The following is a 13,519-nucleotide window of genomic DNA, read 5'->3' on the forward strand; positions in this document are numbered from 1 at the left end:
CCACACCTTCAAATATATTATCATTTTTATTATATAACAAACATATGTCAATTTGAACTAAATAATATTAAATAAAAAATGTAAATAAATTCAGAATTTAGTTAATTTTGTGCCATCTTTTCCAGTGTATCATGATAGGATTCCTCTATTCTCTTTCTTTCCTTTTCACTAATTATTGAATATAGCCCTTCATCTTCAAGAAAATCAACAATAGGCAGTATTTCATACTTTACTCCATTATCATTATACCTTCTAACCCAAGTAGGTATATAGGTAATGTCTTTTATAATCGTTTCATCTCTAATAAGATCCTTTTCTAGCAAGATTTTAACCATTATTCCATCCTCTGCATATTTAGTGTTGACATTTTCTCTTCTCTGATTAGATAAAAAATTCCCCATGGAATATATGATGAAATTATCTTTCCCCCCATAATGGACAATTTCAGACCTTTGCACTACATGGGGATGGCCTCCTAAAATTATATTGGCTCCCCATTCTATCATTTTTTTTCCTAATTCAACTTGAAACTCCGAAGGTTCCCTTTCATATTCATTACCCCAATGAATGCAGACTACTATTATATCCGAATCGTGCCCCTTTGCCTTCAGTATGTCCTCCTTAATTCTGTTCTCATCTATTCTATTGACCAAATAGGAAAGTTCTTCCTCAGTTAGACTATATTCTAAACCATTGAAACCATAGGAATAGGATAATAGGGCTACTTTTATGCCATTAATATTCTCTATAAGTAACTGGTCACTTGGTTCCCTATAGGTGCCTAGATTCTTCATTCCTTCCCTCTCAATAAATTCAATGGTCTTCAACAGCCCTTCCTTTCCTTGGTCTAATGCATGATTATTAGCAGTAGTAAGAATATTAAAACCCGCATTTTTAATAGCTTTCAAGGTTTCTTCTGGAGAATTAAACCTAGGAAACCCAGAAAAACCCCTTTCATTACCTGCTACTACCGTTTCAAAATTGGCAATGGATAAATCTGCAGAATCTATATATTTTCTAACATATCTGAACACATCGTTGAAATCATAAGTATTATCGACCGGATTATAGGCAGATTTTATTTGAGGCATATGAAACATTATATCTCCAACCGCTAACAAGGTAGCAGTTGTAATCTTTTCCTCTTCTTCTTGGGGTATTTCAGATTCTGGTAGAGGGGATAGAAATCCATTCTCTTCTTGGCTTGTCCCATTATGGATTTTAGTTATATTTAATAAAAACTGGTTAATGATAAAGAGGGAAAAAAGTAGTAAGAGCAAAGACGGTATTATTATATTTCTTTTCTTCATTATAAATATCCTCATTTCATCAATTATATTACCATTTTATTATTTATCATAAAAATTTTCAACCCGCTATTCCTCCCTTTCAATATCCATAATCCTATTTCTTGAATCGTATATGAATTTATTTAATTTTTGTTGGTTTATCCACCATATATAGATTACATAAGGAACAAATAATATACTAAGTTGAGGAATATTTGTCATCAATATAAAATTAAATGTACCATGTAGAAGAATTGGCATATAAAGAGATCTTCTCATATTTTTTCTCGATCTGATTTTGTCCCCATCAAATTTTGCTAACGATAAATAATATCCCATGGTTATTCCAAAGACAGCATGAGCAGGAACGGAGAAAATCCCTCTGTATAATCCTACATGAGGATTATTGGCATATCGATATACAACATATACTATGTTTTCCACTGTAGCAAATCCCATGGATGAAAATACTCCATATACTATCCCATCTAGTTTCTCATTAAAATACCTAGTCTTATAAGGTACTCTCAATATAACCTCCCTTTTAAAGAATTCTTCTGTAAGACCTGCCACTATGAAAGCAGTATAAAGAGCTTCTAAAGTTCCACCAAATATATTAAAGCTCAATAATACCTCCTCAACTATAATTATGGGTATCACAGTTAGAGCACCTAGCAAATATGTTAATATTAATATTTTTAATGGTTCCCTATCATATCTATCGCTTAAGTATATAGCAAGTATTATGGCTACTGCTGGTGTTATCGCAGTTATGAATAATCTAGTATTCAAAATATCCCCTCCAATAATATTGTTAAATATATTATTTGGTAGATATCAAATTATTATCCTAGAAATATTAGTAAACTTTAGCAATTAAAAAATTAAAACCCGCCTTTAGCGGGTCCTATCATCTAATTATTATATTTTTATCTATAAATTTTTCCACATCTTCTGCTGTTGGCAAGCTTAATATTTCATCAAGCATGGATTCTACTTCTTTTTTTGATGTATGGTTTATTATATATCTGGCCTTCAATATGGAAGCTGGATTCATGCTAAACTCATCTAAACCCATAGCCAATAATACAGGAATTAGCTTTTCATCTCCTGCAGCTTCCCCACACATACCTACCCAAATTCCTGCTTTGTGACCGTTGTCTATGGTCATCTTTATTAACCTTAATACAGCGGGGTCATATTGGTTGTATAGATGAGAAATATCCTGATTACCTCTATCCACTGCCAATGTATATTGGATTAAATCATTGGTTCCAATACTGAAGAAGTCTACTTCCTTTGCGAATATATCTGAGTGTACAGCAACCGAAGGTATTTCAACCATTATTCCTACCTCTATATTTTCATTAAACGGAATGTTCTCTTTCCTTAACTCATCTTTAACTTCTTCTAAAATTCTTTTAGCCTCCCTTACTTCCCCTATATTGGATATCATGGGAAACATTATCTTAATATTGCCAAAGGCAGAAGCTCTTAATAAAGCCCTTAGCTGAGTCTTAAATATATCCCTTCTGTCTAGACAAAGCCTAATGGCTCTATACCCTAGGAAAGGATTCATCTCTTTTGGAAGTTCCAAATATGGTATATCCTTATCCCCACCTACATCTAAAGTCCTAATTACAACTGGTTTCCCTTCCAACTTCTCTGCTACTATTTTATAAGCTTCAAATTGTTCCTCTTCAGTCGGTAAGCTATCACTATCCATATAGAGGAATTCCGTTCTAAATAGTCCTACTCCTTCTCCATCATTTGCTATGACATTATCTATATCCTTCGGTGTACCAATATTGGCAGCTATCTCTACCCTTATGCCATCCTTAGAAATGCTCTCTTTTCCCTTCATTTCCTTGACTTTTGATTTAAAATCTTCATATTTCTTCTTTTTTTCTTCATAAAACTCAATTTCCTCTTTAGAAGGATTGATTAAAATTATCCCTGTATTTCCATCTATAATCATGAAATCCCCGTCTTTTATTAAATTGGTAATATCTTTCGCTCCAGCTACTGCTGGTATTTCTAAACTTCTTGCCATTATAGAAGTATGAGAAGTTTTTCCACCTAGTTCAGTTACTATTCCTACTACCTTTTTCTTATCCATTTGAGCAGTATCTGAAGGAACTAAATCCTCTGCTACAATGATGGATTTTTCCTTTATAGATCTTAAATCCCCACCTTCTATTCCAGCTAATATCCTAAGAAGCCTTTTAGATACATCCTTTAAATCTAAAGCTCTTTCCTTTAAATAAGCATCTTCAATATTCTCAAATAATGATATATAGTAATCTGTTACCTCTTTCAAGGCCCATTCTACATTAACTTTTTCTTCCTTTATCTTGTTTTTAACACCTTCAATGTATTCTGGGTCATGTAGCATCAATTTATGGGCATTAAAAATCTCTGCTTCTTTTTTGCCAATACTTGCTAAAGTTTCTTCATATAAACTTTCAAGTTCTTTTATACCTTTCTTAACTGCATTATCTAATCTTTCAATTTCATCGTTATAATTTTCAGTCTCTTTTCTTTCAACTTTAATATCAGGTTCCTTGTACACTAGTACCTTACCTAGAGCGATTCCTGATGATGTTCCTATGGCTTTCATGCGAAATGCCTCCTATTCGTTAAAATTGTCATTTACAAGTTTTACTAAAGCTTTCACTGCTTCTTCAGCATCGCTGCCTTCTGCTTTTATTATTATAGTATCTCCTTTTGCAGCTCCCATACTCAATATTCCCATAATGCTCTTTGCGTTATATTCTTTCCCGTCTTTTTCAACGATTACATTTGATGTGAATTTTGAAGCCTCTTTTACAAATAAACTTGCTGGTCTTGCATGAAGACCTGTTTCATTTGTTAATGTTACCTCTTGTTTATACATATTAATTTCCTCCTTTTGTATTTATATAAGTTATTATTATTTATTTTATTATAATTAAGCATATTAAATATGCATATTGATTTCAAAATTAGTTTAATAGGGTGTAAATATAAAATTCATGAAAAGGTTTGTATAAAAAAGTGAGGTGGAAATTCCACCTCATCAATACTCTTTAAATAATTCTTTTTTAGCATTACACAATGGGCAAGTTTCTTCTTCACCCGTTATACTAATAAAGCCACATACTGGGCATAACAAGATAGTTTCTGCTTCTAAATCTTTACCTAAATCTACAGCTTCTTTTGCTTTAGTAAACAATTCAGCATGAACTTTTTCCGCTTCTATAGCATATCTATAAGCTGAAAGTGCAGCCTTCTCATTTTGCATTTCTGCTACAGCTATGTAAGCAGGGTACATTTGTTCCACTTCAAATAACTCTCCATCAATGGCTCCTTGCAGATTATCCGATGTAGAATCATAGCCAAACACTCCACCAGATAATACATCAAAGGAACCCACTTCATCTTTTAAAGCTTTAAAATGCAATGTAGCATGTACTTCTTCAGCATCGGAGGTTGCCATAAATAATCGGGCTACATTTGGAAAGCCATCCTTTTTAGCTTTTTCGGCCCAAATCCTGTACCTCATATGCGCTTGACTTTCTCCACCATAAGCCGACCTTAAATTGCTTGCAGTCATAGCGTTCATATGTATTCCCCCTTTAGTAAAGTAAATATACTATTAACTTATATTATATCCTTATTTAATAAATAAGTCTAGTTATATTAGCATTTCAAATACTTTTTCATTCAAAATTCTTAGTATTATTACATTTTTAAATGTAAATACATATAAAACAACCTTCATAACATGACATTATATCCCATCATTTCCAGATATAATTCTTCTTGCAACTATAACCATTGAATAAATATTATAAATTTGCTTTCTACAAGACTTTTAATATTCTATTGTTCAATTCATAAAGATTAGGAAACTAAATGTATACAATTTTTGTTAATTATCAGTATTTTCTTCTACTAAGAAACAAGCTACTTGATGGCCACTTCCTACTGCCATTAATTTTGGTTCTTCATCAAAACATCTGTCCATTACATAATTACAACGGGCTGCAAATCTACAACCAGGTTTTGGGTCTATTGGTGATGTTATCTCACCCTTCAGTATAATATGTTCCCGTTTGCTCTTTATACTGGGAACTGGAATAGCCGAAAGCAATGCTTGGGTATAGGGATGAAGGCTATTTTTAAACAATTCGTCTGCAGGAGCTTTTTCTACAACTTTACCCAGATACATCACTGCGATATTGTCTGAAATATGCTTAACTACCGACAGATCATGGGTTATGAATAAATAGGTTAAGTCCAGATCTTCTTGTAAATCCTGCATTAAATTTAATATTTGAGCTTGGATGGAAACATCTAACGCAGATACGGGTTCATCACATACTATGAATTTAGGTTTTAAGGCTAAAGCCCTGGCAATTCCTATTCGCTGCCTTCTTCCGCCATCTAGCTCGTGGGGATATGAATTCATCAATCTTTTAGCCAGCCCGACTAAGTCCATTAAACGTAGTACTTCCTTTTCCAGTTCAGAATTCTTCTTGCCTACAATATTATGTATAATCAAAGGTTCCGCTATAATTTCGGATACCGATAATCTCGGGTTTAAGGATGAAAAAGGGTCTTGAAATATTATTTGCATATCCCTCCTAAGCTTAGTCATCTGCTTTTTGTTAAATTCATTTATGTTCTGACCTTCAAAATAGATTTCCCCTTCGGTTGGCTCAAGAAGTCGAAGTATAACTCTACCTATAGTCGATTTTCCACAGCCTGACTCCCCTACAAGCCCTAATGTTTCTCCTTTTTCCATATCAAAATCTACTCCATCAACAGCATGTAACATGCCTTTTGGAGTTTTAAAATACTTTTTAATGCCTTTTACCTTTAACAGTGCTTCAGCCATTAAAGCACCTCCTTTGCTTCTATAACGCCTTCATATATTAGACATTTCACCATATGACCTTCTTCTATATTGGTTATAAAAGGTTTTCGTTTCTTGCAAATATCCTGGGCATGGGAACACCTAGGATGGAAAGTACAACCTGAGGGAAGATTTGTAGGATCTGGCATGAGTCCTTTTATGGGTTTCAATCTTTCCACATCTTCTTCAAGGCTGGGTATGGAACCAAAAAGGCCTAGTGTATAAGGATGTTTAGGATTTTCAAATAATTGCTCCAATGTAGCATATTCTATTATCTCCCCAGCATACATTACAGCTACCTTATCACAGGTCTCTGCTACGATGCCTAAGTCGTGGGTTATAAGGATCATAGCTGTATTAAACTCATCCCTTAATCGCTTCATAAGCTCCAGTACTTGAGCCTGTATGGTAACATCTAGTGCAGTAGTTGGCTCATCTGCAATGAGCAAACTAGGATTACAAGCCAAGGCTATGGCAATTACCACCCTCTGCTTCATACCACCAGAAAACTGATGAGGATAATCTATAGCCCTTTCCTTTGGAATTCCTACTAATTCCAACATCTCATTTGCCTTTTCCATTGCTTCCTCATGAGATAAACCTTGGTGGATTTCGATTCCCTCTGCTATTTGATCTCCTACGGTCATAACTGGATTTAAAGAGGTCATAGGGTCTTGAAATATCATGGATATCTTATTACCTCTAATGCTTCTCATATCTTCTTCAGATAGCTCCAATAGATTTTCTCCATCAAAATATATTTCACCACTAATTATCTTCCCTGGAGGATTTGGAATCAACCTCAATATGCTTAGAGCAGTTGTTGTCTTCCCTGCTCCAGTTTCTCCTACTAAGCCCAAGGTTTCCCCCCTTTTAAGAACCATATCTAATCCATTTACAGCTTCAACTACACCCTCATCAGTAATATAATGTACTACTAAATTTTTTATTTCAAGAATGTTATTATCCATATATTCCCCTCCTTTACTGCTTTAATCGTGGATCCAGTGCATCTCTTAACCCGTCACCCAATAAGTTCAATGCAAGGATAGTTATTACAATAGCTAGACCTGGGAAAGTAGTAATATGGGAAGCATCCCACAAATAGGTTCTTCCATCGGACAACATTGATCCCCATTCTGGTCTAGGCTTAGGTACTCCCAGTCCAATGAAACTTAATCCAGCTGTAGATAGTATAGCTGTTGCTACTCCTAAAGTTCCTTGAACGATTACTGGAGCCAATGCGTTGGGGATTATATGTTTGGTAATAATCCTAAAGTCAGATGCCCCTATGGCCCTAGCTGCTTCTATAAACTCTTGGTCCTTCACAGTTAATACCGAGGCCCTAACTATTCTAGCATAACCTGGAATAGAGGAAATCCCAATAGCTAACATTAAATTAAATAGATTGGTACCTAAAGCAGTAACTATTGCAATGGCAAGCAATATACTTGGAATAGCTAGAAAAATATCCATCGCCCTCATAATGATGTTATCTATCCTCCCACCATAAAAACCTGCTATTGCACCTAAGGTTCCTCCTATTAATACCGCAATACCTACAGCAACTACCCCTACCATTAGTGAAACTCTTGCACCATGGATTATCCTGGCGAATATATCCCTACCAAAGTTATCAGTTCCTAACCAGTGTTCCTTTGATGGTCCTTGTAATCTAATAGCAGTGTTCTGTTTAATTGCCACCTCTTCATAATCTGCAATTATATTTGCAAATATGGCCAGCAAAATTAATATGACCATAATAATTAAACCAACCATAGCCATTTTATTCTTTTTAAGCCTTCGCCAAACTTCACCCCACTGTGATCTTTTCCGTCCCGAATTAGGTTTTAAATTAACATCCTTTTCTGCTGACATGCTTGAATTCATATTATGCCCTCCTTACCTGTATTGAGATTTTATACGCGGGTCTAAGAATGCATATAATATATCTACCAATAGATTGACAATACTAAATACAACCGACATAAATATAACCGATGCTAATACCACAGGAGTATCTTTTTGCTTGATGGCTTCTACCATAAGCCTACCAACTCCGGGCCAGGAAAATACGGTTTCAGTTAGTACAGCCCCCCCTAATAGATATCCAAACTGAAGCCCTATAACAGTAACTACAGGTATTAGTGCGTTTTTTAAAGCATGTTTATTTATCACCTTTCTTTCTGCAACTCCTTTAGCCCTTGCAGTTCTTATGTAATCTTGCCTTATTACCTCTAGCATGGATGAACGGGTCATTCTGGTTATAATAGCAGCCACTCCTGTACCAAGGGTAATTGCAGGAAGTATTAAGGAGGAAAATCCTGCATCCCCTCCAGAAGGTAATAAACCCAGATTAACTGAAAATAATAGTATTAGCATTAATCCCAACCAGAAATTAGGCATAGATACTCCTAATAATGCTAGAATCATGGTAATACTGTCTATTGCTGAATATTGTTTAGTAGCGGAAATTATACCAACTGGGATACCAATTGCAACAGCTATTAATAATCCTGCTGTAGATAGTTTTAAAGTGGCTGGAAATCTGGAAAAGATTTCATCAAAGACTGGCTTTCTTGTTGAATAGGACCTACCAAAATCGCCTTTTAAGGCATTCTTTAAAAATCTTAAATATTGTATAATGAAGTGATCGTTTAATCCCATTTCTTCTCTTAATTTTTCAACCTGTTCCTCGGGAGCATTTTCTCCTAGTATAATTAACGCTGGATCTCCAGGTGTAAAGAACATAATACTATATACTATAAAGGTAACTCCTATAATTACTGGTATTAACATTATTAACCTTCTAACAATATATTTATGCATTGTTTCCCTCCTTCATTAGCTAACCAATTGAACAGCAATGGTATGGAGTCCTTTGAAAGGACTCCAGTACCATCCACTTTAATATTACTTAAAGCTTACATTTACTAATTTATGATGTCCTGCTGGATGTAATCTAAATCCTTCTACATTGCTTTGTACCCCAGCATTTTGAGTTTGGAAATATAGAAATAATTGAGGAGCATCTTCTACAATTAATTCCTGAGCTTTAGCATATACTTCTAATCTTTCACCTTCATCTATAGAGGTTCTACCTTGGTCTAATAGCTTATCTACCTCAGAATTAGTATAGAAGGTTCTGTTACCAGCTCCGCCATGCTGAGAACTGTGGAACAATGCATATAGTCCATAATCTGCATCACCAGTTACAGTAACCCACCCTAATATGAACATGTCATGCTCTCCAGCAGCAGTCCTTTCTAGATAAGCACCCCACTCTACTTCTTCAATTGTTACCTCGACTCCAACTTCTTTAAGCTGGGCTTGGACCAGTTCTGCTATTCTAACCCTTACCGGACTATCATTTGTCCAAATGGTAGTTTTAAATCCATCGGGGTAACCAGCTTCAGCTAATAATTCCTTAGCCTTTTCTGGGTCATATTCATATCCTTTTAGGTCCTTATTATAGCCAAACACCTTATCGTTAATAGGTCCTGTGGCCTTTTTACCTGCTCCTTCTAATACTACCTCTATTATTTCATCAACATTTACAGCATGATTTAAAGCCTTTCTAACTCTTACATCGTGGAATGGAGCTTTTTTAGTATTAAAGCCTATGTATGATGTAGATAGGGATTCTTCTTCGATCAATACTAGTTTATCATCTTCTCTAACCTTGCCTAAATCAATTGGCTCTATATCATAAGCAATATCGATTTCTCCAGTTTTTAAACCTATGGTTCTATTAGTACCTTCTGGTATATTTCTGAATATTAAAGTATTGACCTTTGCAGGTTCACCAAAGTAATCATCAAATCTTTCTAATGTAACCTTATCTCCTGCATCATGACTTACAAACTTAAAAGGCCCTGTGCCTATAGGATTATTTGCATAATCATCTCCAGCCTCTGTAACCGCCTTTTCGTTTAGTATTGAAGCAGCTGTATGGGCTAAATGAGCTAATATAGGTGCGAAAGGTTCTTTGGTCTTTATTATTACTGTGTAATCACCCTCAATTTCAACAGATTCTACAGCTCCAACTATATGAGCTACTTCTGGTGAATTCATCATTCTGTCTAAACTGAATTTCACATCGCTTGCTCTTAGCTCTTCACCATTATGAAATTTAACCCCTTCTCTTAGTTTAAATCTCCAAGTAGTTTCATCAACTTGTTCCCAACTTTCGGCTAGTCCTGGCTCTATCTCCATGTCCTCAGTTGCTTCTACTAGGGTATTATAGATTTGCTTATTAACCCTAGAAGAAGGTTGATCGTTAGAGGCATGAGGATCTAATGATTTAGGGTCTGCCCCTTGAGCCACTACTAGTTCATCTTTCCCACTTCCTCCAGTCTCTTTGCTACCACAAGCAGATAAGGTCAGCATCAAGACTAGTAAGATTGACAGGACAAAATAGGTTTTTCTGCTAAACACAAAATCTCCCCCTTATTACTTTTTATTATAAATTGAGATTAAATCTCAATTTATAAACAGCAATTAATATGATGCTCTATTTCATACTATGTAATATAAAACCATTACTTTCCAAATTTATAACCCTTTTTTGGAGTCCCACTAAATGTGATTATATTTCACCAATATAATTTTGTCAATATATTCTGATTAGTGTGACTTGTGTGTAATATTGGAATTATGTAATTTTACTGACTTTTCTATTGATTATAAAAATTTTGTCTTGCTAAAAAGGTAGAGAATTTTTCTCTACCTTTAATAATATTTCTTTCTATTTAATTCATCTTGTATAATCATAAGGGCTTCTCCAAATCTTTGAAAATGGACTATCTCCCTTTCCCTTAAAAACCTTAAAGTATCCGTTACCCCTGGATCATCGCTTATATTTATTAGCCATTCATAAGTTGCTCTTGCTTTTTGTTCTGCTGCCATATCCTCATGAAGGTCCGCTACAGGGTCGCCTTTAGAATTAATGAATTTAGCTGACCAAGCATCTCCTGCTGCATTATGTGGAAATGGGCTTTTACCATGATTTACATAATGGGCTTCAAAAGGAGTTCCCTTTATTTGGTCTACAGAAGCATCTTTTACCAACTTCCAAACTAAGGTTCCTATTATTTCCCAATGTGCTAATTCTTCAGTTCCTATATCTGTTAAGATTGCCTTAGCTTGATTAGTAGGCATGGTCCACCTTTGAGTTAAGTATCTAATGCCTGCTGATAATTCCCCATCAGCTCCACCAAATTGCTCGATTATCATAGCTGCCAGAGTAGGATTAGTCGTATCTACTCTAACTGGATATTGTAATCTCTTTTCATATATCCACATAGCTTCCCCTCCTATTACATGTCAAAGTTTATTTCCCAAGGCCAGGGTCCATTGATATAAGACCAAGGACAGCTACTCATACCCATAAAGGTTAATAAGCCATATTTCGCCTCATAAAGAGATTTTAACTCTCCATATTTTTGCGAATAGGTATTATGGAGTCTTAAAGCTCTTTCGTCTTCTGGATGGGTATCCAAATATAAATTGGTTTCCACTAGTAAAAAACCTACTTCCATAATCTCCTTTAAAAGCATCATTTGTTCCCTATCCATAATACCCACCTCCGTTTAAATTCCCTCTTTCTTTCCTATAGGGCATATACAATTCTGGAAACAAAGTACCTCTCATTAGGGCTTCACTAGGACTAAATACCTGATTCATAATTTGAAAGGGTATATAGACTCTAGCCAATTGCTTTTCCCTTCCCCTTTCATAATAATCTCTATTCATTTACAATCCTCCTCATGAATATATGAATTTATGATTCAATATATTGTACGTGAAATATATTAAATTGTTACAATAAATAGAATGAAAATAGTAACCAATGTGCTTTCCAAATATTAAAATGACAAAATAAAAATGGCCCACTAAAATGAGGCCATTTACAGTTCATTTTTTATCATATCTTCATAACTTTCCCTCTTTACAATTAACCTATCTACACCATCCTTTATCATAACCACAGCTGGCTTAGGAATCTTATTGTAATTACTAGCCATAGAATAATTATAAGCTCCAGTAGACAAAACTGCCAGAATATCTCCAGATTCAATTGGTGGTACCTTTAAGTTCCAAATTAATATATCTCCTGATTCACAACATTTACCTGCTATAGTAACAGTTTCACTAGGCTCTTTGTCTGCTTTATTAGCGATAATTCCCTTATATTCCGCTTGATATAAACTAGGCCTTGGGTTATCAGTCATACCTCCATCAACGCTTGCATAAATTCTTACCCCGGGAATTTCTTTTATTGCACCTATTGTATATAAAGTTATACCAGCTTCCCCAACAATCCATCGCCCTGGTTCAATTATAACCTTAGGCCTTTCTAAGCCATAATCATTACAGCTTTCTTCAATTTCCTCCATGAAAGCATCCGTATAATAAGAAATTGGTTTTCTTTCTTCCTTATCGATATATTTTATGCCATAACCACCACCAATATTCAATTCCTTAGTTATAAATCCAAATCTGTTTTTAGCTTCCGCCATAAGATTAACCACATTTTTGATTGCTTTAATATAATTTTCTTTATCGAAAATCTGAGAACCAATATGGAAATGAAAACCTAATAGTCCTATATAAGTTGATTTTAAAGCATTTTCTATAGCTTCAAATATAATTCCTTGACTTAAAGGTATTCCGAATTTAGAATCTATCTGTCCCGTTTGAATATATTTATGGGTATTGCTGTCTACTCCTGGAGTAACTCTAAAAAGTACATTAATTTTTTTATTATATCTTTGAGTGATGTTGTTTAATAAGGAAAGTTCATATAAATTGTCTACTATTATCCTGCCTACTCCATACTTTATAGCTTTTTCCAATTCCTCTTCAGTTTTATTATTCCCATGAAAAATAATCTTTTCTGGAGGAAAATCCACTTGCATAACCGTATACAATTCCCCACCAGATACTACATCTATGCCAAGCTTCTCACTTTTTATTATTCTTGCCATTTCTTTGGTCAAAAAAGCTTTGCTAGCATAGAAAACCTCCGTATTTTCATATTTTTCTAAAAAATTGGTTTTAATTTCGTTAATTCTATCTAAAATCATATTTTCAGACATAACATATAATGGGGTTTTATATTTATTCGCTAAATATACTGTATCGACTCCAGCAAATTTAAAGTTGGTCATATTAATCCGTCCTTTCTACAAATAATTCTTCTGACTAATTAACAAGCAATAATCATACCAATATAAACGCTTATACTTATTGAATAAAGTGAACAATCTATTCAATTAATTCCTAGTTTTCGAACTTATTATAAAAAATCACAGCTAAAACTATGCAA

Annotated in this window: 14 protein-coding genes; all 14 read right to left on the reverse strand. The window is 34.5% G+C overall.

Annotated elements, in window-relative coordinates:
• Nucleotides 1–101: 101 nt before the first annotated feature.
• The 14 genes from BLV68_RS05320 to lysA all read right to left on the reverse strand — a co-directional run bounded on the left by BLV68_RS05320 (nt 102) and on the right by lysA (nt 13,361).
• Nucleotides 102–1,310, reverse strand: coding sequence for a CapA family protein (locus BLV68_RS05320; protein WP_159428622.1), 1,209 nt, complete (start codon nt 1,308–1,310; stop codon nt 102–104).
• A 66-nt stretch (nt 1,311–1,376) separates the two neighbouring features.
• Complete coding sequence (locus tag BLV68_RS05325; RefSeq protein WP_093751575.1) at nt 1,377–2,081, reverse strand: PrsW family intramembrane metalloprotease; 705 nt, start codon at nt 2,079–2,081, stop codon at nt 1,377–1,379.
• Between the two features lie 118 nt (nt 2,082–2,199).
• On the reverse strand, nt 2,200–3,909 hold the full coding sequence (ptsP, locus tag BLV68_RS05330; protein WP_093751577.1) for a phosphoenolpyruvate--protein phosphotransferase: 1,710 nt from the start codon (nt 3,907–3,909) through the stop codon (nt 2,200–2,202).
• Between the two features lie 12 nt (nt 3,910–3,921).
• Nucleotides 3,922–4,185: an HPr family phosphocarrier protein gene (locus tag BLV68_RS05335; RefSeq protein ID WP_093751579.1), complete on the reverse strand. Its 264-nt coding sequence runs from the start codon at nt 4,183–4,185 to the stop codon at nt 3,922–3,924.
• Nucleotides 4,186–4,347: 162 nt separating this feature from the next.
• The gene (locus BLV68_RS05340; RefSeq protein ID WP_093751581.1) at nt 4,348–4,893 is read right to left on the reverse strand and encodes a rubrerythrin family protein; all 546 of its coding nucleotides are present in this window, start codon (nt 4,891–4,893) and stop codon (nt 4,348–4,350) included.
• A 309-nt stretch (nt 4,894–5,202) separates the two neighbouring features.
• Nucleotides 5,203–6,171: an ABC transporter ATP-binding protein gene (locus BLV68_RS05345; protein ID WP_093751583.1), complete on the reverse strand. Its 969-nt coding sequence runs from the start codon at nt 6,169–6,171 to the stop codon at nt 5,203–5,205.
• A complete protein-coding gene (locus BLV68_RS05350) occupies nt 6,171–7,160 on the reverse strand; it encodes an ABC transporter ATP-binding protein (protein WP_093751585.1) in 990 nt (329 codons plus the stop codon). The genes BLV68_RS05345 and BLV68_RS05350 overlap by 1 nt, the downstream gene beginning before the upstream one ends.
• Nucleotides 7,161–7,173: 13 nt before the next feature.
• Entirely contained in the window at nt 7,174–8,079 is a 906-nt protein-coding gene (locus BLV68_RS05355; protein ID WP_234949834.1) for an ABC transporter permease, read from the reverse strand.
• Between the two features lie 12 nt (nt 8,080–8,091).
• Nucleotides 8,092–9,018, reverse strand: a complete 927-nt coding sequence (nikB, locus tag BLV68_RS05360) for a nickel ABC transporter permease (protein WP_093751587.1) — start codon at nt 9,016–9,018, stop codon at nt 8,092–8,094.
• Nucleotides 9,019–9,102: 84 nt separating this feature from the next.
• Entirely contained in the window at nt 9,103–10,626 is a 1,524-nt protein-coding gene (locus BLV68_RS05365) for a glutathione ABC transporter substrate-binding protein (protein ID WP_200773655.1), read from the reverse strand.
• 294 nt (nt 10,627–10,920) lie between these two features.
• Complete coding sequence (locus tag BLV68_RS05370; protein ID WP_093751589.1) at nt 10,921–11,493, reverse strand: manganese catalase family protein; 573 nt, start codon at nt 11,491–11,493, stop codon at nt 10,921–10,923.
• 14 nt (nt 11,494–11,507) lie between these two features.
• Nucleotides 11,508–11,765, reverse strand: coding sequence for a spore coat protein CotJB (locus BLV68_RS05375; RefSeq protein WP_093751591.1), 258 nt, complete (start codon nt 11,763–11,765; stop codon nt 11,508–11,510).
• Nucleotides 11,758–11,943: a spore coat associated protein CotJA gene (locus tag BLV68_RS05380; RefSeq protein WP_093751593.1), complete on the reverse strand. Its 186-nt coding sequence runs from the start codon at nt 11,941–11,943 to the stop codon at nt 11,758–11,760. The genes BLV68_RS05375 and BLV68_RS05380 overlap by 8 nt, the downstream gene beginning before the upstream one ends.
• A 155-nt stretch (nt 11,944–12,098) precedes the next feature.
• On the reverse strand, nt 12,099–13,361 hold the full coding sequence (lysA, locus tag BLV68_RS05385) for a diaminopimelate decarboxylase (protein ID WP_093751595.1): 1,263 nt from the start codon (nt 13,359–13,361) through the stop codon (nt 12,099–12,101).
• Nucleotides 13,362–13,519 lie beyond the last annotated feature (158 nt).

Origin of the sequence: Tepidimicrobium xylanilyticum (assembly GCF_900106765.1) — a bacterium.
Taxonomy (GTDB): domain Bacteria; phylum Bacillota; class Clostridia; order Tissierellales; family Tepidimicrobiaceae; genus Tepidimicrobium; species Tepidimicrobium xylanilyticum.